The 19511-nt window shown below is 59.8% G+C and carries 26 protein-coding genes; 14 read left to right on the top strand and 12 right to left on the bottom strand.

The features are described from left to right. Together ABY454_RS09575 and ABY454_RS09570 are read left to right on the top strand one after the other, a co-directional pair. The coding region (locus tag ABY454_RS09575) for a hypothetical protein (RefSeq protein ID WP_372930174.1) at nucleotides 1-390 on the top strand (390 nt) is incomplete at its 5' end. Between the two features lie 55 nt (nucleotides 391-445). Then, nucleotides 446-757, top strand: a complete 312-nt coding sequence (locus ABY454_RS09570; protein WP_372930173.1) for a hypothetical protein — start codon at nucleotides 446-448, stop codon at nucleotides 755-757. Between the two features lie 28 nt (nucleotides 758-785). On the opposite strand, the gene gpmA is transcribed toward ABY454_RS09570, so the two are convergent. After that, nucleotides 786-1529 carry a 2,3-diphosphoglycerate-dependent phosphoglycerate mutase gene (gene gpmA / locus ABY454_RS09565; protein ID WP_372930171.1) on the bottom strand — a complete coding sequence of 248 codons (744 nt, stop codon included), beginning with the start codon at nucleotides 1527-1529 and terminating at the stop codon, nucleotides 786-788. A 230-nt stretch (nucleotides 1530-1759) separates the two neighbouring features. On the opposite strand from gpmA, the gene ABY454_RS09560 reads away from it, so the two are divergent. Together ABY454_RS09560 and ABY454_RS09555 are read left to right on the top strand one after the other, a co-directional pair. Continuing rightward, nucleotides 1760-4078, top strand: coding sequence for an AsmA family protein (locus ABY454_RS09560; RefSeq protein WP_372930170.1), 2319 nt, complete (start codon nucleotides 1760-1762; stop codon nucleotides 4076-4078). Between the two features lie 61 nt (nucleotides 4079-4139). Beyond that, nucleotides 4140-4625, top strand: a complete 486-nt coding sequence (locus ABY454_RS09555) for a Crp/Fnr family transcriptional regulator (protein WP_372930168.1) — start codon at nucleotides 4140-4142, stop codon at nucleotides 4623-4625. On the opposite strand, the gene ABY454_RS09550 is transcribed toward ABY454_RS09555, so the two are convergent. Continuing rightward, entirely contained in the window at nucleotides 4585-5391 is an 807-nt protein-coding gene (locus ABY454_RS09550; RefSeq protein ID WP_372930166.1) for a metallophosphoesterase, read from the bottom strand. The genes ABY454_RS09555 and ABY454_RS09550 overlap by 41 nt on opposite strands. A 187-nt stretch (nucleotides 5392-5578) precedes the next feature. On the opposite strand from ABY454_RS09550, the gene ABY454_RS09545 reads away from it, so the two are divergent. Then, the gene (locus tag ABY454_RS09545; RefSeq protein WP_372930164.1) at nucleotides 5579-5848 is read left to right on the top strand and encodes a hypothetical protein; all 270 of its coding nucleotides are present in this window, start codon (nucleotides 5579-5581) and stop codon (nucleotides 5846-5848) included. Between the two features lie 16 nt (nucleotides 5849-5864). On the opposite strand, the gene ABY454_RS09540 is transcribed toward ABY454_RS09545, so the two are convergent. The 6 genes from ABY454_RS09540 to ABY454_RS09515 all read right to left on the bottom strand — a co-directional run bounded on the left by ABY454_RS09540 (nucleotide 5865) and on the right by ABY454_RS09515 (nucleotide 10461). Then, on the bottom strand, nucleotides 5865-6437 hold the full coding sequence (locus tag ABY454_RS09540) for a hypothetical protein (protein ID WP_372930162.1): 573 nt from the start codon (nucleotides 6435-6437) through the stop codon (nucleotides 5865-5867). A 168-nt stretch (nucleotides 6438-6605) separates the two neighbouring features. Continuing rightward, nucleotides 6606-7484 carry a D-alanyl-D-alanine carboxypeptidase family protein gene (locus tag ABY454_RS09535; RefSeq protein ID WP_372930179.1) on the bottom strand — a complete coding sequence of 293 codons (879 nt, stop codon included), beginning with the start codon at nucleotides 7482-7484 and terminating at the stop codon, nucleotides 6606-6608. A 105-nt stretch (nucleotides 7485-7589) separates the two neighbouring features. Next, nucleotides 7590-8165, bottom strand: a complete 576-nt coding sequence (locus tag ABY454_RS09530) for a hypothetical protein (protein WP_372930161.1) — start codon at nucleotides 8163-8165, stop codon at nucleotides 7590-7592. Nucleotides 8166-8211: 46 nt separating this feature from the next. After that, nucleotides 8212-8808, bottom strand: a complete 597-nt coding sequence (locus ABY454_RS09525) for a macro domain-containing protein (protein ID WP_372930159.1) — start codon at nucleotides 8806-8808, stop codon at nucleotides 8212-8214. Nucleotides 8809-8850: 42 nt separating this feature from the next. Then, nucleotides 8851-10044: a D-alanyl-D-alanine carboxypeptidase/D-alanyl-D-alanine-endopeptidase gene (locus tag ABY454_RS09520; protein ID WP_372930157.1), complete on the bottom strand. Its 1194-nt coding sequence runs from the start codon at nucleotides 10042-10044 to the stop codon at nucleotides 8851-8853. Nucleotides 10045-10143: 99 nt separating this feature from the next. Then, a complete protein-coding gene (locus tag ABY454_RS09515) occupies nucleotides 10144-10461 on the bottom strand; it encodes a hypothetical protein (RefSeq protein WP_372930178.1) in 318 nt (105 codons plus the stop codon). A 24-nt stretch (nucleotides 10462-10485) separates the two neighbouring features. Here ABY454_RS09515 and ABY454_RS09510 point away from each other — a divergent pair, with 24 nt between their 5' ends. The 3 genes from ABY454_RS09510 (at nucleotide 10486) to ABY454_RS09500 (ending at nucleotide 11481) form a co-directional block, all read left to right on the top strand. Further along, nucleotides 10486-10746 (top strand): hypothetical protein, encoded by a 261-nt coding sequence (locus ABY454_RS09510; RefSeq protein WP_372930156.1) that lies wholly within the window; start codon nucleotides 10486-10488, stop codon nucleotides 10744-10746. A 69-nt stretch (nucleotides 10747-10815) separates the two neighbouring features. Continuing rightward, nucleotides 10816-11172 carry a hypothetical protein gene (locus tag ABY454_RS09505; protein ID WP_372930154.1) on the top strand — a complete coding sequence of 119 codons (357 nt, stop codon included), beginning with the start codon at nucleotides 10816-10818 and terminating at the stop codon, nucleotides 11170-11172. A 30-nt stretch (nucleotides 11173-11202) separates the two neighbouring features. Further along, nucleotides 11203-11481 (top strand): hypothetical protein, encoded by a 279-nt coding sequence (locus ABY454_RS09500; RefSeq protein WP_372930152.1) that lies wholly within the window; start codon nucleotides 11203-11205, stop codon nucleotides 11479-11481. Nucleotides 11482-11529: 48 nt separating this feature from the next. Here ABY454_RS09500 and fabZ read toward each other — a convergent pair whose 3' ends face one another. The 3 genes from fabZ to ABY454_RS09485 form a co-directional block, all read right to left on the bottom strand. Then, on the bottom strand, nucleotides 11530-12006 hold the full coding sequence (gene fabZ / locus ABY454_RS09495) for a 3-hydroxyacyl-ACP dehydratase FabZ (protein ID WP_372930150.1): 477 nt from the start codon (nucleotides 12004-12006) through the stop codon (nucleotides 11530-11532). Between the two features lie 248 nt (nucleotides 12007-12254). Further along, nucleotides 12255-12536, bottom strand: a complete 282-nt coding sequence (locus ABY454_RS09490; RefSeq protein WP_372930176.1) for a DUF3604 domain-containing protein — start codon at nucleotides 12534-12536, stop codon at nucleotides 12255-12257. A 278-nt stretch (nucleotides 12537-12814) separates the two neighbouring features. Beyond that, nucleotides 12815-13240 (bottom strand): SRPBCC family protein, encoded by a 426-nt coding sequence (locus ABY454_RS09485; RefSeq protein ID WP_372930149.1) that lies wholly within the window; start codon nucleotides 13238-13240, stop codon nucleotides 12815-12817. Between the two features lie 71 nt (nucleotides 13241-13311). On the opposite strand from ABY454_RS09485, the gene ABY454_RS09480 reads away from it, so the two are divergent. The 6 genes from ABY454_RS09480 to ABY454_RS09455 all read left to right on the top strand — a co-directional run bounded on the left by ABY454_RS09480 (nucleotide 13312) and on the right by ABY454_RS09455 (nucleotide 18035). After that, a complete protein-coding gene (locus tag ABY454_RS09480) occupies nucleotides 13312-13698 on the top strand; it encodes a putative quinol monooxygenase (RefSeq protein WP_372930147.1) in 387 nt (128 codons plus the stop codon). Nucleotides 13699-13835: 137 nt separating this feature from the next. Beyond that, the gene (locus ABY454_RS09475) at nucleotides 13836-14471 is read left to right on the top strand and encodes a tyrosine-type recombinase/integrase (RefSeq protein ID WP_372930146.1); all 636 of its coding nucleotides are present in this window, start codon (nucleotides 13836-13838) and stop codon (nucleotides 14469-14471) included. Nucleotides 14472-14595: 124 nt separating this feature from the next. Then, the gene (locus ABY454_RS09470; protein ID WP_372930145.1) at nucleotides 14596-15240 is read left to right on the top strand and encodes a cation transporter; all 645 of its coding nucleotides are present in this window, start codon (nucleotides 14596-14598) and stop codon (nucleotides 15238-15240) included. Between the two features lie 278 nt (nucleotides 15241-15518). Beyond that, the gene (locus ABY454_RS09465; protein ID WP_372930143.1) at nucleotides 15519-16244 is read left to right on the top strand and encodes a potassium channel family protein; all 726 of its coding nucleotides are present in this window, start codon (nucleotides 15519-15521) and stop codon (nucleotides 16242-16244) included. A gap of 3 nt (nucleotides 16245-16247) precedes the next feature. Continuing rightward, complete coding sequence (locus ABY454_RS09460) at nucleotides 16248-16799, top strand: hypothetical protein (RefSeq protein WP_372930142.1); 552 nt, start codon at nucleotides 16248-16250, stop codon at nucleotides 16797-16799. 3 nt (nucleotides 16800-16802) lie between these two features. Beyond that, complete coding sequence (locus ABY454_RS09455; RefSeq protein WP_372930140.1) at nucleotides 16803-18035, top strand: HlyD family secretion protein; 1233 nt, start codon at nucleotides 16803-16805, stop codon at nucleotides 18033-18035. Nucleotides 18036-18961: 926 nt separating this feature from the next. Here the strand turns inward: ABY454_RS09455 and ABY454_RS09450 are convergent. Continuing rightward, the coding region (locus ABY454_RS09450; protein ID WP_372930139.1) for a carbohydrate porin at nucleotides 18962-19511 on the bottom strand (550 nt) is incomplete at its 5' end.

Genomic DNA, 19511 nt, shown 5'->3' with positions numbered 1-19511 from the left:
GAGACGCGGCTCGCCGATGCGCTCCATCTGGAGGCGTTCCGTCTCACACTGATCAACCTCGTGTCTGGCGATGCCGGTGAGGCGAGCAACAGCGTGGCATGTCTTGCATCGACCGCGATGCGCGACGCGATCGCCGGAAACAGCGTCGAGAACAAGAGCCTCCAGGACTTGAACGACGTCTATATGCCCTTCGTGGACGCCCTGTTGGCAGGGCTCGGCTCGTTTTGGATTGTCGATGAACGGTTCGTTTGCCTGCCGTTGCCGCGGCTTGCGCTGGAGGAGGGGCAATTGGTGAGCGACGGACGCCCTGCCGCTGTTTGGCCCAACGGTGAGGCCTACGCCAATGGAGACGAAGGGCTCATTCCTGTTCTACAATCCGCGGAGTGGTGAGTTGCGGCGCCACATGGCGCGCAATTCCTTTTGCGGCTTTCGATGGGAGGCAGACATGCGCGAACATCATGCAATCGGTTTGGCGGCGTGCCTTCTTGGCGCGACGCTCATAAGCGTGACGGCGCCTGCGCTCGCGGCCAAGATCAAATGCCAGGGCATCTTTCAAGTCATGAAACACGGTCTTCTCTCGACGCCTTACTGTCAGGATCAAGAGATCGCGCGTGTGGCGCGGAGCTATGGCTGGAAGGTGACCGTGGCGCAGGTCCGCAACGACCCGTTGAAGAAGGTCTACATTTGTCAGGCCCTCGGCAACGACAACCGGCTCAAGGGCGCGTGTGGCGCTTACTCGTCCAGGCGGTACCGGTAGGCTGCGGCGAACATCAACCAATCTGCTTCTAAGCGGTCTTGGCTGCCTCGGCCGCTTTGGGCAGGGCGTGGGCTTCCTTCCCGTCCTCAAGATAGAAACTGCGGACGGTACGCAGGCCTTCGTCAAGTTCGTAAACCAGCGGCTTTCCCGTTGGGATTTCCAGGTGCGGGATATCCTCGTCGGAAATCCCGTCGAGATATTTGACGAGACCTCTGAGACTATTTCCGTGCGCCGAGATCAGCGGCGTGCGTCCATCCATGAGAAGGGGTTCGACGCGCTCCTGCCAGAAGGGCAGCACCCGGGCTACGCAGTCCTTTAGGCTTTCGGTCAGCGGCAGGTGGCGGCGCGGCACCCGGTCATATTTCGACTGATTACCGGGAAAGCGCGGATCGGCCTCGGTGAGTGCCGGCGGCCGGACAGTGTAACTGCGGCGCCAAATGTGCAACTGCTCCGGCCCGACTTCCTCCATGACCTCGTCGCGCTTGCGTCCCTGCAGCGCGCCGTAGTGGCGCTCATTGAGCCGCCAGCTGCGCCGCACGGGAAGCCAGGTGAGCTCCAGCGCATTCAGCACCATCCAGAGCGTATGAACCGAGCGCTGCAGATAGGAGGCGTAGCACTGATCGAACTCGATGTTGTGCTCCTTCAGCAATGCCGCGGCATGCTTCGCCTCGGTGATGCCGTTGTCGCAGAGGTCCACATCGGTCCAGCCGGTGAAGACCGCATCGCGGTTCCAGACGCTTTGACCGTGTCGCAGGAGAATAAGTCGCGGCATACGAAGTCTCCGTTGTAGGTGACGGCAACAGGTGTATGGGTCCGAGCCTTCCGGGGCAAGCCTCCAGGCGCGCGCGCCGGCTGGTTATTGGCCGTCATTTGCCCTCAATCCGGGTCTATTCCAATGCATTAGGCCCAAGTCAGGCGTAGCCTTTTCAGGGGATTATCCCTTAGTTTGGAATTTGTCCGTATCTCGGTAAATTCCACCAGCAATCGCTTTCGGAGGGGCTCGTGCGGCTCATCTTCTCGATCCTGACCGCCATCGTGGTCATTATCGCGGCGCTCGTTTTTGTCGGCCCGATGTTCATCTCCACCGAGGAGCTGCGTAACCAGCTTTTCGCGCGGGTTGAGTCGATGACGGGATACCGGCTCCGGGTCAGCGGCCCGGTGGACATCACCCTGTTTCCGTCAATCGATCTGGTGGCCGAAGATGTCGGGGTCGCTCAGCCCGCGGATCGCGGCGATGCCGAGTTCGCCACCGCCAAGACCCTTCGGTTCAGCTTGATGCTGCGCAGCTTGTTCGACGGCAAGGTGCGGGTGAAGACGATCACACTCGTTGATCCGGTGATTGCCATCCCGCAGAAAACTGCTGCCCCGGCCGCTCCAGCCGCTCCGGCGCTAGCGCCAATGCCAGCGCCCGGGGATAGCCAGGCAAGCCCAGCTCCCGGCGGCGGTAGCAGCGGGCTCGCACGCGTGGCCGAACAGTTGAAGACCGTCACGCTCGACAAGCTCGTGATCAAGGACGGAACGGTGATCCTGCCGCCTTCGGACGGCGCGCCGGGCAAGCGGATCGAGAAGCTCAATCTCAACGCGTCGCTGCCGGACTACGACAAACCGTTGTCTTTTGCAGTGAGTGCCGTTGTCGATGGCAAGGCGTACAAGAGCGAAGGGGCGATCGGCAATTTCGGTGGCTTTCTGGAAGGCGCGCCCGCGCCTGTGCGGCTCAAGGTCGAGGCGCCGGGGGCGCTCGATGCGCCCGCCAGTCTGGGCGGTACGGCGACATACAAGAACGACACGCTCACGTTCAGCCAGTTTAGCGCCAAGTCCGGCGACAAGACGCTCGCAGGATCCGCGGTCTATAAAGATGGCGTCGCAACGTTGAGCCAACTCACCGGGACGGTGGGACGGGATACCTTCGCCGGTCATGCCGTCTACAAGGACAACGTCGTCACCGTTAGATCTTTGCGCGCCAATGTGCGCGGCGCCGTTCTGGCCGGCTCGCTGACGGTGAATCTTGCCAACAAGGTTCCTTACGTCGTAGCGGCGTTTGCGGCGAAGACGCTGGACGTCAACGCGCTCACGGGCGCGCCGAAATCGAAGCCGAAATCGAAGCCGAAGCCGACGCCGACGCCGACGGCTAAGGCAAAGCCGTCCTCCGGCGGAGGCGGTGGCGGTAGCGGCGGCGGTTCAAAAACGAAAGCCAATGCGGGCAAGTCGGGCTGGAGCAGTGCGCGAATCGACTTCTCGCCGCTCAAGCTCGTCAATGGCAAGTTCAGCCTCACCGCCGAGCAGCTCATCTACGATCATGTCAAGCTCAGCCCGGTGTCGGTGCAAGCGACACTCAACGGCGGAAAGCTCAACGCTTCGCTGTCGAAGTTCAATCTCTATGGCGGCGCAGGCAATGCCGCGATTGCCGTCGATGCGAGCCGCAAGACGCCGACGCAACAGGTCAATCTCGCCGTCACCAAGTTCAATGCCTATCCTTTGCTCAAGGACGCCGCGGACTTTGAGCGCATCGAGGGCAAGGGCACGGTCAACCTCAAACTGAGCGGCGTTGGCGCCAGCCAGCGCGCCATTGTCTCGAGCCTCAACGGCACGGCCAACTTGGAGTTCGTCGATGGTGCTGTTCGCGGCGTCAACATTGCCAAGATGATCCGCAAAGTCGGCATAGGCGTCGTCGATGGATGGCAGGGCGGCAAGACCGAGAAGACTGACTTTGCCTCGCTTGGTGCCAGCTTCCAGATCGCCAAGGGGCAGGCCACCACCAGCGACATGCACCTGGTCGGTCCACTGGTAAAGATGACCGGCGCCGGAACGGTCAATCTGCCCGCGCAAAGCCTAAAATTCAGGGTCGAGCCGCAGCTCGTGGCATCGCTCGAAGGTCAGGGGCGGCAGGGGGACATCGCCGGTCTCGGCGTGCCGGTCATGATTGTCGGGCCTTGGTCCAAGCCGAAGATTTATCCCGACATCAAGGGCATCCTGCAGGACCCGGCCGGCGCTATTGCGCGGTTCAAGGACTTCGGCGACGGTGTGAAGAAACTGCCGGGCCTGGAGAACATCGATCAGAGCGGCGTGCTGCAGAATGTGATCAAGGACGGGAAGGTCGATCAGGACGCGTTGATCCAGGGCATTGGCGGTCTGCTCGGCGGCACACAAACCGCGCCTGCGCCGCCCCCACCGCCGGCGCAAGCCGTACCCCAGGGCGCCGCGCCGGCAGCGGCTCAGCCAAAGCCGCCTGCTCAGCCGAAGCAGAAGAAGAACGTCGATGCCGAAGACATCGCCAAGGATGCCGCCAGGCAGTTGCTGAACGATTTTCTCGGCGGGCGATAGCGCCGACCCACGCGGCACCAGGTCTCGTTGACAACGCTAGAGGTGAGGATACGCTCACGTCATGCGTTCGATCCTCCACCTGTGCCAAGACGCACCGCTTCAGGAGCTGCCGGGCGGCACGGTTCTGCTGTCAGAGGGCGAGACGACAGGCCATCTCTACGTGCTCAAGTCCGGTGAGATCGAGGTGTTGCGCGGCGAAACGCAAGTCGCCGTGATCGAGGATCCCGGAGCCGTCTTCGGCGAGATGTCGGTTTTGCTCAAGCGGTCGCATACGGCCACGGTACGGACGCTCGCGCCCGCCTCTCTCTACGTTTTCGACGATGCGGAGAGTTTTCTCAGGTCCAACCCGGAGATTGCGTTGTTTATTGGCCGCTTGCTCGCCGGGCGTTTGAACGCGGCGACCAGTTATCTGGCCGACCTCAAGCGCCAGTTCGAAGACCAAGGCAACCATCTCGGCATGGTTGGCGAGGTGCTCGATGTCCTGATCCATCAGCAGGACGAAGACTTCAGCCCTGGCTCTGAGGATGGGGCGGATCCCCGGCTGTGAGCCACTCGGGCAGCGCGGTGAGCTTCGCTGGTGGCCGCGTCAGTTGGCTGTCGAGTTCGACGGACTGATTCCCGGCGGCTGAGAACCACAACACTTCGCCTGCTTTCGTATCCATCATGATATGTGCTGGCGGCGCGCCGAGGTAGTGCCCGGTGTTGAATATCCAGGTCTGGCCGATACGGTCGACCCAAGAGCCTTTGTCGACATACGGCGCTTCGTGCACATGTCCGGACATCACGATGTCGGGCCGGTACTCCTCAATCCATTTCTTGAGTGCGTCATCGCCAAAATAGCGTTGGCCGCCCCAAGCGACGGGCGAGTTCGCCGGCGGTGCGTGATAGATCCAGATCCAGTGTTTCGGACGCTTCTTAGCGGCCTCGGCAAGCTGCGCTCCAATTGCTTCTCGCGACACCGGTCCGTCCCACCAAGCGCACATCGTGAACAGCGTGTCCTCGATGAGAACAGAGTCGCCATCGGACAGCACGCCTTTGTTGTGCGCGCCGAGAAGCCATTTGGCCGTCTGCTCGCCTGCCTCGTTCTCAGAGTCGAGATCGTGATTGCCTGAACAGATCAGAAGCCGTGTCTTCGCCTGAATGCGCGCAAAGTACTTCTTCACGACGACGGCCTGGGCGCGGCGATCGACGAGCGAGGCGAGATCGAGATGGTCTCCCGCCATCACCACAACGTCGAAGCCGCCCGCGACCTCCAGGACCCAATCGAAGAGGGGGAGCGAATAGTGCAAGTCGGAAACGAGCAGCAGGCGCATGGCGTCGTAACGTTCCCCGTTCCGGCTCCGCCCCTATCCGGCGTCAACGATTTGCTCACCATGAAGCCGTTTAGCCCTCCGGGGCAAGCAATCAGAGGCCGCGATGAACGGAATTTTTGGAGAGGTGCTGTAGACCGTTGGGCTGGCGCGGGACCCCCAGCAACGCCCGCGCGCGTCACGCAAAGCCATGATCAGCCTAATTACACCGCATTATCAGCGCAAGCGCTTCTTCCGCCCCCGCCGGAAGGTGCGGATTTGGCCGACGGTGCGCCGCTACCAGCTTGTGGAGCTGTTCGCGTTCTCGAGCGTCATTGCGCTGGTCTGGCTGGGCGCCCACGTCGACAATCAGCGCGATCCCTGGGCCACACCGGAACCTGCGGGCGTGCAATCGGCAAGCGTCGAACTGAAAATCGAGTTTCCGGCCGCTTACCGGCCGTCTCCCCGCCGTCCGCTCTAGACGCCGCCCCGCTGGGCTAGCGTCCTCCGAACAAGCCGCCGAACAACCCGCCGAAGGGCTTAGCCCGTTGGCGTTTTGGCTTAGGCTCGGCCGCCGCTGTTGAGGTATCGGGGCTTGCCGCTCTCCTCCTGGTCGGCGAGCCCGTGGGCTTGGGGCTTGTGCCCCCTCGCCGCGTCGAAGCTGCCGGAACAGGGGGTGGCGCAGGCTTGAGTGCGGCCTCCTCGATCCAGCCGCTGGCGCCGCTCTTTAGGTCTTGGATCTTGACGTAATTTCCGTCGCCACCCAGGACGCGGAACGGGCGGCCCGCGGGAAAGCCAAACATGGCCGACGCGGATGCCGACGGAGACGCCAGCACTTCGACGGGCCTCTTGGACACGACGATCTTGCCGGAGAGCGGTGTCGGCGAAAGCGTGGGCTCGGGCGCCTGTTGCTGGGCAGGGGCTTCGGCCTCATCGGGGGTCACAACGGAGACCGTCGCGCCTTCGGGGCCGTCCGGGGTGGCCGAGTTCCACTCGATCACCATGAAGATGCCGCCGACGATGACGAGACCGACGGCAACGATAATCCCGAGAAGCTTATGCTCGGCCATGAACCCTACTCCCAGGCTTCTATAATGGCGCGCCCACCATGGTGCCCCATCGGCCGGCCGCTAGGCAACATGTGACATCGCTGCGTCCGGCGCAATGGCTCTTAGGTCCATGATCTCATTGAATTCTGTCCCAAGTTGGGACCTTGCGGCTAGCGGCAGGTCTTTCGGCTAGCGGCAGATTTTCCGGCTTGTGGGCGCAGGACCGCCGGCTCCCGGTTCGGCCAATTCCGGGAAATCCTTGGGGAGGGACGCCATGAGCGCCCGCATCTCGCCATAGCGGGCCGGATTGCTCTTGGCGCCCATGACCACGCCCACGATGGTCTGCCCGTTGGGGGCGCGCCATGCCGCAATCAGGTTGAAGATCTTGTTGGAAAAATGCGATCCGGTCTTGGCCCCAATGACACTGCCTTCGCCTAAGATCTCCAGGCTGGTCTTCAGCGTGACTTCGCGCGCCTTGGGTCCTTCGATACGCAATATCCGTCCGGTGCAGGCCCAGGCCGGCAGCAGCCTCGCGTCGGTGAACACGCGCGCAGCGATCAGGCCCATGTCGCGCGCCGTGGCGACATTGGTGCGCGCGAGGCCGTATGGATCGGCAAAGTTGGCCTGCTGGGCGCCGAGCGCCTTGGCTGTCGACCGCATCTCCGCCACGAAGCGCTTCCTGGCGTCACCCTTCTTGTTTTCCTGGGCGAGCAAATTGCCTCCGACGTGGTCGGCGATCGCGAGTGAGGCGTCATTGCCGGAGACGAGCACCATGCCGTAGAGCAAGTCCTGCAAGCTCCAGACGTCGCGCTGCTTGAGTCCGGCCGTGGAGCCGCCAGCCAAGTGCGCTCCGCTGATCGTCATGGTCTCCGACAGCCGGTCGCCCATCTGGTCCACAAGGATGTAGGCTGTGACAAGTTTGGTCAGGCTGAGGATCCTGAAGACCTTGTCCGGATTCTTGGCGTAGAGGACTTGTCCGGTATCTGCATTCATCACGAAGACGGAGGTTGCCGTCATCTTCGGTGGTGCTTTCGCGCTTTGGCCCAAGGCTTGGTCTCCGAACAACATTGCTTGGCTTCCGATCACTAGGGCGGCTGCCATCGCGATGGTGGCTTGCCAACATCTCATGCGGCAACTGTTGTTACGTTGAAGCACGATTTCTCCCTCGCGGTCCTAGTAGGGCGCCTCGCCGGCCTTGCGGCAATTTTCGGGGACATGGTGTCCTCCGATCTTGAAGTTCTCACAGGTCAGAAGCCGCGTGTGGCTCGTTCCGAGGATGAATCCCGCCACGCCTATGAGCAGCACAATAGCCGGGAGTGCGACCCGCAGCTTCACGTGCGTTAACCTGTCGATGTCCGGAACGACAGCGACGATCATCACGTAGAGCAGGTAGGGAAGCGTCAGGAAGGCGCTCGCCAGCGTGACTGCCCAAAGGGTCCATGTGCCGATGCTGTTGGGCCGATAGGACTCCATGTCGATGAACGCGCCCAGCACGAGCCAGATCGTCGGCAGCGCCAAAATGAAGCGCCCCCTCCACGGAAGCTTCAGCAGCGGTGTCTCCATCCTTGGGATGAACAGGCTCGCAAGGAGCGCTGCCGTGGCCGCAGCCCAAACGTAGATAATGTGGGTGAAGAAGATTTTCCCGAAGACGCCGTACCAAAAGGCGGCGTTGCACACGGTGACCGACAGTGCGATCGCCGAAATGACAAAGACCTTCGCTTCCGCCTTGCTGATCTCTTGTGCGCTCATTGTTCCCTCCGGAAACAATGATACGGGCAATGCCGAATTTCGGGAACTAGGTGGGCTCGGCGGCCTTCACGCCTTTCTCGTAGGTCTCGTAGACGATGACCGGTATAGGCAAGTCGCCGAGATGGCTTTCGATGAGCGGTTGGACTTCGGCCCAGCCAAGCCCACCAACGCCGGTTGCGAGTCTGGGCAAGGCGATTGACGAAATCACTTCCGCCTCGAGGATCTTGCGGAGTTCCTTCAGGGCGTGACTGACATTATGCGTCGTGGCCTTTCCGGGATGGGCCTTCTCGCTGGCCGCGGGCGCCTGGGTCATCAGATTGATGACGACCCGTTCGGGCCCGGCCCAAAGCCAAGCACGACCCGGTTTCGGATTTTCCTGGCGGCAGTAGTGCCGGAAGTCCTTCGCCATCGCCGGATGATGCTCTCGCAGCGCCAGGGCAAGGCCTTGATTGAAATGGTCATGCGGAGCCACACCGTGGGCGATGGCCCGCGCGTTGCTCAAGAGAATGTCACCGTGAACATTGGTAATCACCGCGTACCTCGTTTTAGAAATCGCGAAGACCAGGGGGTGCCGCACCAGCGAGGCCCCATGGAGTCGGCAGGATACAGCGGCTCGCGCCGCCACCACCTTGAGCAAGCTCAAGACTTTGCCGGTGGCGTTTCCACGAGGTTGGCCAAGTTGCGGCTATAGCCCGCGCTCGATGGCCCGGAGGAGCCGATAGCGCATCCTGCCGGTGTTGCCCCGCAGCGAGATCACGAAGCGCACCCGCCCGTGCTTGGCGGTTTCGGCATAGCCCGCCAGCGTGCGGACGCCGCTCAATGTGCCGGTCTTATATTTGGAGCCACGGCTGCCCTTGAGCAGATGGGCATGGGGCGCGAACAGGTGGAGCACTTGAGCGAGGCCGCGGGCGGTGAAGTGGTTGCCGCGGCTGATGCCGGAGCCCTCCTCGAGATGGATGTCCTCGGCCAAGCCGTTCGTGGCAAGAAATGCGTTCGCCACCTTAAGGGATTTCTCTAGGCTCACGGGGCCGCCCAGGGTGCTGCCAATCTCCAAGAATACTTGGTTGGCGATGTAATTGTTCGAGCCGATGAGAAGTTGGCTGAGGATCTCGGAGAGCGGGCGCGACTGTTCGTGTACATAGACCGGTTCCAGGCCGTCCGGCACGGTCCCGACGGTGATCTCGCCTTTGACGCTTCCGCCGGCCCGCTCGATAAACGCGGCGAGCAGTTCGCCGGCGTATCGAAGGCTCACCTCAGGATCTTGCGTGAGGCTGATGCGGCTGCGCCCGCTACGGGCCCGCGCGCGGAACTGGCTGACGGCAAGTGGCGTAATCGGGGTCTGCTTCTCGGCGGAACGCACCGTCTTGCCACGGCGCACCGCGTGGATCGTGTTGAAGTTCACGGCGAGCGCCGAGTTCAGCGCGTCGTAAGCCTCGTTGGTGTCTTCGATACCGGGGATGGTGAGATCGTCGGGATAGTAGCTGGAATCGAGCACGATGCCGGTGATCGGCTCCTTGCCACTTGCAGCGATCAGCTGGGGCGCTAGCAGAGCCAACTCCTCGGAGATCAGAAAAGGATCGCCGCCCCCGCGCACATACAGCACGCGGTTGTCGTCCAGGTAGAAGCGGGTCCTAAAGCGGTAGTCGCCGCCCAGAACCTCCATGGCCAGCCAGGCCGTCACGATCTTGGCGACGGAGGCCGGGACGAAGGGCTTGTCCGCGTTCTGGGCCACGAGCTCGTTGCCGTCCGCATCCATCACCAGCACCAGCCCCGATGGAGCAAGCGACGCGACGGTCTTCGCCGCGCCCGCATGCGCGTGGCCGGACAGGACCGGGAGGCCCAGCACGACCAAGGCGAGAGCAAGTAGGCGAGACCACATGGCGACTCCAGCGCGAACGCAATCCAGGCCACTGGGTTGGCGGTAGGGGCCGGCCCCTCCGGGCACAAGCGCGCCGCCAGCCGTTCACGGCCTTGAGCCTCAGCGAGCGGGCCGGAAGGCGCTTTTCGTGGGGTTCACCGGAAATTGGCCAGTGTTGGCCGGCACGGCGCGAAGCTCTACGGACGCTAGCCCTTGCGCCTGCCACTGCGCAAGTGTCGCCATACGCAGGCCAAGCCGCGCGTAGTCGACCACGTAGAAGCCGTTGGGCTCTTGGGTTACGGCGTTCCGCAGCGCCGGATCGTTCAGCAGATCCTGCGCCATCACGCCGATATAGCGCGCGTCCGACCAGAGATAGCGGAAGCTGTAGAGCCTGATCCCGTTCTCCAGGGTCGCAACCAACGTCACGTCCGTCTTCAGGCGCGCATCCGACTGCTTCTGTTGTTGCTGTTGCTGCTGCTGTTGCTGAAGCTGAAGCTGCTGCTGTCTCTGCCTCTCCTGCTGAAGTTGCTGCTGCTGGAGCTGCTGCTGTCTTTGCTGCTCTTGCTGCTGCTGGAGCTGCTGTTGTCTCTCAGCTTCTGCCCTGGCTTTGGCCTCAGCGTCTGCCTTGGCTTTGGCCGCGGCAGCCCTGGCCTTGGCTTCAGCGTCCGCCTTGGCCTTCGCGGCAGCGGCCGCAGCAGCTTTGGCTTTGGCCTCCGCGTCTGACTTGGCTTTGGCGGCGGCAGCTTTGGCCTTGGCCTCAGCTTCCTTGGCCTTCTGCTGCTGCTGAAGCTGTTGCCGGAGCTGCTAGGCTTTTTCCTGTGTCTTCTGCTGCTCGATCGCCTCCTTGTTTTGCCGGTCTCGCTGCTGCTGTTCGCGGAGCTTTTTCAGGTTCTCCTTATAGGCCTTCTCCTCGGCGGCTTTATCCGCTGCAGCCTTATCCGCTGCAGCTTTCTCGGCACGTTCGGGTCGCGGGGCGAGGCGCAAGGGCGCGCAAACCGATTTGGCTCGGACTGGTTCGCGATGGACACCAGTACCTGCCCGAACATGACAAACGGCTACTGGATCGCCACCGCCGGCCCGTTCGACAAGGCGACGGCTCAGCACTATGTCAATCAGACGGGTTCGGGCTACCTGAAATCCTGTCACTGACGCAAAGCAGACGTTCCCTTTGTCAACTGCTTGATTCAGTCGGCTCCCAAAAGGCAGCTGATTGGCGGCGACAAGTTCCTGCCGAGCACGATCAGCGCCGCCGATCGGTTTGCACGCCTGAGCTACAACCTGAAGGCCTCACCGAAATACAAAGACCCTGGCCTCGCCGTCGCCTCAGCGTTTTCCCAGATCAGGGCGATGAGCGTGCCGCTGGGTATGAGTGATCCCGACCAGCCGAACATTTCATCGACGCTTTGGCGGGATGTCCGCTTTGGGGCAGAAACCGGACATCACGGGCCCGCATTCTGATGTCTGCTAAGTGCCAGAAGCGGACAACGAAATTTGATAGAAGCCACCTTAGCGCCGCTCTTCTTCCACTACCACTGCACTGATTTCAGCCTCGGCGACACGGGTGCCGTTGACGACAGCTTGGGCCCTGAAACGCCAGATAGCGCCGCGGCCGCGCATCTTCTCTAGATGATAGAAAATGATGTCGCCCGGGAACACCGGGCGTCGGAAGCGAGCTTTGTCTATTGCCATGAAGTAGACAAGGGGGGCTCCCTTGATGTCTTGGGCAAAGCTAACGCAGAGCGCGCCAGCCGTCTGAGCCATGCCCTCTATTAGGAGCACACCTGGCATAATAGGATTGCCCGAAAAGTGCCCCTGAAAATATGGCTCGTTCGCAGTCACAGTCTTGATACCCGTAGCCGAACGATCCCCGTCCATGTCGATAACTCGGTCTACGAGAAGGAAGGGATAGCGATGCGGCAGAAGCCGCATGATATCGGCGGCCTCCAGTGTATCGGGTCTCGCTTCTGCCGAACTCTCTTTCATTCAGATCACTCCGCTCGCAATCAAGGCTTCGCTGTCGTTGCCTTCAGCCACTCAAGCGCCTCCCAGATGGATGCTGGCTGATTGCCAAGTTTTCGAAGGTGTTGGACCCGCCGATCGCGAAATGTCCGCTTGGGTCATTAGCAGACATTGGAGAGCGGGTCACGGATGTTTGCTTTACCGCGAAGAGTGGACATGCTGGGCGTCGGCATCGATGTCTGCAAAGTGCCAATAGCGGACATCCTTACATCTCATTGCGTGTACCAGATCGGCGACGTGTAGGCGCGATCCTGCACAGTAGGAGCCACAGATTCGGGGAGTGGGATGTCAAAGAAAGCCGCATCGTGCGTTGTCCAACGAGGCTTGGGGATCTCAATGACCCTCACATAGTAAAAAGCTGCCTCGGCCGGATCGAACGCGGGATCCATCCATTGCGCTGAGAGCGATGCTTCGCCAATCGAATTGGTGAAAGTCGCTGTCTTGACGTCCACAGTAGACCCGACCGCTTCGCGGCATCGTCCATCCGCCCCGATTCGTCATGTCAGATGCTCTGATTGCGTATCAGAGGGTCCAGGGTTCGAGTCCCTGCGCGCTCACCATCAAAATCAACGACTTACGGGACTCTTTGTTCCGCGCCAGCGGCTTAAGGTAGCCATCTAGGTAGCCCGCGGCTGTGATTAAGGTCATTTGCCTGGAGAGGGCAAGCCTTGCGGGCTCACCGCGACCACCATGAAAGTCAAAATAAGTAAGCTTTAGGTCGGCGATGACTGCTCCTCGCAACGTTTCCTCAAGCTGCCTGCCACCCGACAGGTCATGCAAGAGTCTTCTTTAAGCCTTTGAGTGCGGCTTGATAGATGGGGTTGACAAACTCACCGACGGCACTGTTGTCGGGAGCATCGTAAGTCGTCGTCCATAGCGCATAGGTCTTGTCTTCGTCTGTGATCGCAAACAGCTGAAGTTTGCCATAGAAGCTCTTGACCTTGTCTTTGGCCACAGCGTCTGGACCGTCGGTCATGTGGTAGGCAAATGACCTCTCAAAATCGTTGAGGTCTTTAAGTGTTTCATGAAAGACGTCGTTGATGATGCGGCTGGCGCCAATTTGATCGGGCTTCAGGTCGTTGACTGCCTTCACGGTAAGATTCATTTGCGTCCATGCGAGGTCGTAAAAATTTCGAACGGTCGCCCACACCTTTTCGATTGGCGCGTCGACGACAGTTGAGTTGTAGGTCGTACCCATCTTTTTCTCCTCCCAATGAAGTGTTTTAATTCAGCTAGAGGGGCTTTCGGATAAGCGCGGAGTGCGTTTCTATGTATCGAATTTTGTCAGAAAACACTTTTGAGGTGAAAGATGCCGGCGATGTGCAGAAAATGAAGCAGTATCTTCGCGCGCTTGGCGACGTGGTCGAAGAAGCCGATTCTGACATCGTCATCTACTATTTCGTGCACTCAACACGGAACGAATGTGAGTTCACCTGTTTTGAGATGTACAGGTCCGACAGCGCTTTCATGAAGCATCAAGCATCCGATCGTTACCGGGAGATCATTGATCAGCTGAAACCACTTATCCGCGAAGGCAGCTTCACGACAACAGTCTGGAGCCAGGATGGTCACATCAGTGATGCCGTGGAGAGCACATTCAGAAACATGTGCGACACCTTCATTTTCGGCGAAGCGGTTGGCGGATTCATACGCTAGCAGGGGCCGCCTGACGGACAGTGAGATGTCCGCTTTGGGTCATTATCTGCCATGGCATCCAGATCACGACGGCCGATTTCGTCCGATAGCGGACGTCGCTGGCCCATGCTCTGACCTCCGACAGCAGGAGGTTCATCATGGACACGGTACATTTTGTTCCAAATTGCCAACCACCCCACGGCGAGCCGTGGAACAAGGGAAAGCTGAGCGGAAGCAAACCGCCGCTGCTACCAAAGCACGTCTGGGCGATCCGAACGCGGCTGCACATGCTGCGTAGGAAGCGAGATCTCGCGCTCTTCAACTTGGCGATTGATAGCAAGCTGCGCGGGTGTGACCTGATTCGACTTCGGATCCTGGATGTTGCACCTCGCGGTTACGCCGTCGACAGAGCCTCGATCCGCCAGCGCAAAACCTGTCAGCCGGTCAAGTTCGAGCTCACCGAGCAGACCAAACTGGCCATTGACGCGCATCTAGCCGCATTGCCGAGCATCGGGGATCGGTTCCTGTTCCCGGGCAAAGCTGTGGGATCGCACCTCAGCACAAGGCAGTATGCTCGACTGCTCAATAATTGGCTGGCTCTGATTGGCCTCGATCCGTCGATATTTGGGACGCACTCACTTCGAAGGACCAAGCCGACCTTGATCTACCGAAAAACGGGAAACCTGCGGGCAGTCCAACTGCTTCTCGGGCATACCAAGATAGAGAGCACGGTTCGATACCTTGGAATTGAGGTCGATGACGCCCTTGAAATCGCCGAGAAGGTAGACGTCTGAAAATTGGGGTGAAGCGGACATATTCCGCTCCACCCTAGACGTCCCAATTGTGCCGATAGCGGACGCACGCTGATACGATGCTAGATGCGCAAGCGTCGGAATTGACCACAAGGAGGCTGGCTCGATGGCCAGTTGTGGTTGCGACAATAATCTGAAGTTCGATGGGCTCTCGGCGGCATATAAACGCGCGCTCTGGGCCGTCATCGCTATCAATGGCTCGATGTTTGTCGTCGAAATGGCGGCTGGCACGCTCGCCGGGTCGCAAGCACTGAAGGCCGACGCCCTCGATTTCTTGGGCGACACGGCGACCTATTCTATTTCGCTCTTCGTGATCGGCATGCCTTTGGTCTGGCGGGCACGCGCTGCCCTCGTCAAGGGCCTAAGCCTCGGCGCAATGGGACTCTGGGTCCTTGGTACAACAGCCTATCACGTCTTGGTTCTGGGCATTCCGCAGGCGCAGGTCATGGGCGCTATTGGATTCCTTGCCCTCGTAGCCAACCTGACGAGTGTCCTGCTCCTGCTGAAGTTCCGTGACGGGGATGCAAATGTCCGTTCGATTTGGCTTTGCAGCCGCAACGACGCCATCGGTAACCTGGCCGTGATCCTAGCGGCAAGCGGCGTGTGGGCCACCGGAACCGCATGGCCCGACCTTATCGTCGCCGGCATCATGGCGGTCCTGTTCCTCTGGTCATCGGCGCAGATCGTTCGTCAAGCTGCGGCGGAGCTGCGTGCGGAAAAGAATCTCTCAGTGTCCGCTTTGGGTCATTAGCCGACATTCTCTAGATGATAAGGGAAGTCTGCTTTCCACCCGAAAGCTGACATTGGCAGCCTGGGCCTCGATGTCCGCTAAGTGCCAATAGCGGACATGAGCATGGTTATGGCTGGACGCGTTTGGCGCATCGTGACGGAGGACAGCGAGAAACGTCCCCACTCTGCCCAACATCGAGAAGCGCCGTGAAATTATGCAGTCGTCGCATGGTGGAAAACTTTCGTAGCCTAGGAAGTGACTGATAGCCCAGGCCGTGACACGTCAAAGGAGCGCACGACATGATTGATCAATCCAGGCGGACACTGCGTGTGAGTGGACTTCCCAGGTATGCACTGTTGCTCCTGGTGCTTTGTCTCTTGATAGTTTTTGCGCCCACCGCGACGGCTACGGGATCAGCCGTGCTGGTCGAGGTGTTTTTCGACGTGGTCCTTATCGTGGGCGCATACTCCGTCACCCGGAGCGACGTTCGCCGATGGCCGTTCCTGACACTGACAGCGGTGACATTCATAGCACGGTGGTGCGCTCTGTTGTGGGGTGAGGTTGAGCCGGAGGTCATCGCTGCCGCGTTCACGGCGATCTGGACGGCGTCGGTCGTCATGATCATATTGGGCGAACTTTTTGGAGCACGCGGCGCGACAAGCGGCGCCATTATCAAGTCCGTCGTAGCGTATCTTCTGATTGCCGTGGTGTTTGGGAACTTGTACGAACTTTTCGAGCTCAGCCAACCAGGGTCGTTTTCGGGAGTTACCGGTGGTTCTGACTTGGATCCTTTAGGTGATGCATTACTCTATTTCAGCTTGGTGACCCTGACGACCGTGGGCTATGGCGATATCGTGCCCGCCTCAAGTCTTGTGCGCCCAGTGGTAGCGTTGGAAGGTGCGGTGGGGACACTCTATATTGCCGTAATTATTGCCAGGCTCGTAGCCCTTCACGTCGCCAGTGGTGCCGACGGCGATGGCAGGTCCAATTCCGATGCGGTTCCAACCCATCCAACGGGGAATTGACGCATGTTTCAGTTTTTCATCAGCGCGCTCGTCACGATGTTGCCCGACTACCTCTACCGGCGTTATGCCCAAGGAAAGCGACTTGGCAAAGAGATCACGCTGTATAACTTCTGGTACGAACTGCGTTGGGGGATAATTGCCTGCGCAGTGCTGACGCTTACTCTCCTACTGCTTGGTGGGGGGAAAGAGACCGGGTCGCCAATGGCGAATGTCGTGAACCAGAATGTGTCGGTCGACGAGCTACCGTTCTTCATCACCGCCCCCGGGCAAACTGACGGACTACTCATTGCGGTAGCGCTGTCCTTGGTTTTGGTCGTGCTCGGCCTCGGCATATTGTATTTTCGGATTCAAGCCTGGCCTGATCGCTTGGCCAAAGGCGCCACCAAAGTGCAGCTACAGATCGTCGGCATCCTAGGTCTCATTTCGCTGTTCACCTTCAACAATATTTATTGGGTTGCCGGGCTGATTTTAGCCTCCGTTCGGCTGCCCGATTTCATTACTCCGCTGAAGGAGATCGCGAGCGCTCTTTCGAAGAGCCCCACGACTAAGAACTGACCCATGATCGAGCTCATATTCAGCTTCCTCATCACGGTTTTGCCTGACTATCTCTACCGCCGTTATCGCCAGGGGAAGCGACTAGGCGAAGAGATCACGCTCTATAATTTCTGGTATGAGCTGCGTTGGGGAATAACCGGGTGCGCAGTGCTGACGATTACGTTAGTCACCGTCATCTTCTATTTTCATCCAATAGCCTCGAACGTCCTTGTCGGTTTCCGCACGGTCTCGATTATTTCTGACCGGCCTGGCCGGGTCGAAGAGGTCTATGTAAGCAACAACCAAGCCGTAAAGGCGGGTGACCGAATTTTTCGGCTCGATACTAGTCGCCAACGCGCAGCGGCGGAGACGGCACGCCGACGCATCGCCGAGGTTGACGCGGCAATGGCGCAAGCGCAGTCGGAACTGAACGTCGCCAAGGGAAACATCGTCGTCGCGGAAGGCGCCTTACGCAAGGCGCAGGACGAGCAGAAGCGCCGCGAGGAGCTTTACGCAAGGAACCCACAGGTCGTTACCCCTCAGGAACTTGCACGTCTGAGCGGAGCAACGAAGAGCCGCCAAGGTGCGCTGGATGCGGCCTTAGCAAAGCGCGAGGTGGTGGAGGCACAAATCTCGACTGGCCTGCCCGCGCAGCGGGCAAGTGCCGAAGCCGCCCTAGCCGAAGCCGAAACGGAAATTGAAAAGGCGACCGTGTTTGCGGGAACCGACGGTACCGTGAAGCAATTCGTACTCAAGCCGGGCGACATCGTTAACCCGATTCTGCGACCCGCAGGCATTCTAGTACCAGCATCGTTTAGCGACATAAGATTTCTGGCCACCTTTGGGCAAATATCCGCCCAGGTGCTTCATGTGGGCATGGTCGCAGAAATTAGTTGTTCTTCGAAGCCGCTGACTGTCATTCCGATGGTTGTAACCGAAGTCCAGGAGGTCATTGCCAGCGGTCAGATACGTCCGACCGACCAGCTGCTTGAGTTCGAGGAAAGAGCCCAACCAGGTACGGTTCTGACATTTCTCGAGCCTATCTTCGAAGGCAATGGAGCCTACGCCATTCCACGCGGGAGTGTCTGTGTTGGTGTCGCCTATACGAGTCACGCAACTGAGGTTGAGACGGGCGAGATCACTGGCATCAGCGCACTTGCGATGCGGATTGTCGACGGCATGGGGATTGCCAACGCGATCATGATTCGCGCACAAGCACTGCTGCTGCCGATCCGCGCGGTCTTATTTGGCAGCTGAGTACGATCGAAGGTGGTGCGAAACGCCCGGCGTAGGTCATAAGGCCGTCTGCGCACGACTTCATGGCCGCCGGTTCTCATCCTACCAATGTCCGCTATGGATCATTAGCAGACATCGTCGAGCGGATCGGAAATGTCCGCTTCTCGTCACTAAGCAGACAAGCCGGCCTTTTGCCGCGACCCCGGCACGCGCGGTTGTGCTTCCCCCAGGGCTCCCATGGGAGCCAGCGGTAGCGGAATAGGGCTCATTCTGCGCGCCAAAGTGCCATCCGGCAGAGGCTGACCTGGGTCGGAAGGGATAATGAGAGAAGGCCCGGCGTGAGGTGTGCCAGGCTTTCTCCGACCGACGACCCAGCGCCATTCCTTGTTTAGCGGGAGATAGGGATGACGCTGCACGCGGCATCCTTCCAATCCGTCAGCACCCGGCTTAGTTCCACGTAGATGCACTGATCCGAGGGTAGGGAGCGCGAGCCTTAGCGTCAGCATCGTCAGTCATGGAAGCCTCCCTCTAATGGCTTCCCCCGCGCAGACTTCATTTTAGCCCCGAAACGCCAGCCCTGGCCATGGGTATAGTAATGGGTAGAGCAGACTAGAGTATATAAATGATTGTTGTAGTTGCACTAATTACGATATCTGGCGGAGGGGGTGGGATTCGAACCCTCGGAACGCTTGCGCGCTCAACGGTTTTCGACTTCTAAGGCTCCCATACCAGCCTGCACCGCCTAGCACCTAGGTGGCTGTCCTGGCTTGGAAATCCTGACCCCACTGTTCCGGCCTGCAACGTCGGGTGCCGTACCCTGCCGCGGGGTTCGTTTGCAATTTGGTTTGCAATTACAGCCGGCCCAACGAACACCGACCACACCCGCTTCTGGGGAGTTGCGGACATTCGTCTACCTGCGGATGTCGGCTAGTGACCCAAAGCGGACATCAGAACAGTGTCCTGAGCCTTACGCTGCCTACCACGAGCATATCTTCGGTTGGATTTTTGGCCGGGTCCAAGATCACCTGTAGGTCCGGCGTGATGTGAGTGAGTGGCGTAACGTAGAAGCGGTAAAAGGCTTCCAAGACATATTGGTCTCTTAGTGCTTGGTCAGTCGGCTCTCCCCAGGAGAAACCAAGTCCGATGAGGTCGATGCTGTAGCCGAAGGGTTCTTCCAGCCCAAGACCAACGGCGAATGTCTGGCGAATTGCTGTCGCCCCACCGTCCCCGTAGGAATACCGCAGGAATGGAACGATGTTTCCATCCGGGCCTAGCTCCTGCTCCAACGTGACAGCAACACCACGACCGCTTGGCGCTTTGGTCTTCTCGCGCTCGTCATTGTGCCACAGTGTGATGTGGTAGAGACCGGCTCCAGGTCTGCCGTAGTTTGGCGTGGCGCCCAATTCTATCGCCGTGAAAAATTCGCCGCGATCGAGCTGGCCAAAGCTGTTTGCATCGCCATTGGCGTCGTGGACGCCTCCCATGATGTATGTGTTC

This window comes from Methyloceanibacter sp., from assembly GCF_041573655.1.
Lineage (GTDB): Bacteria > Pseudomonadota > Alphaproteobacteria > Rhizobiales > Methyloligellaceae > Methyloceanibacter.
This window is presented reverse-complemented; position numbering and strand designations above follow the sequence as displayed.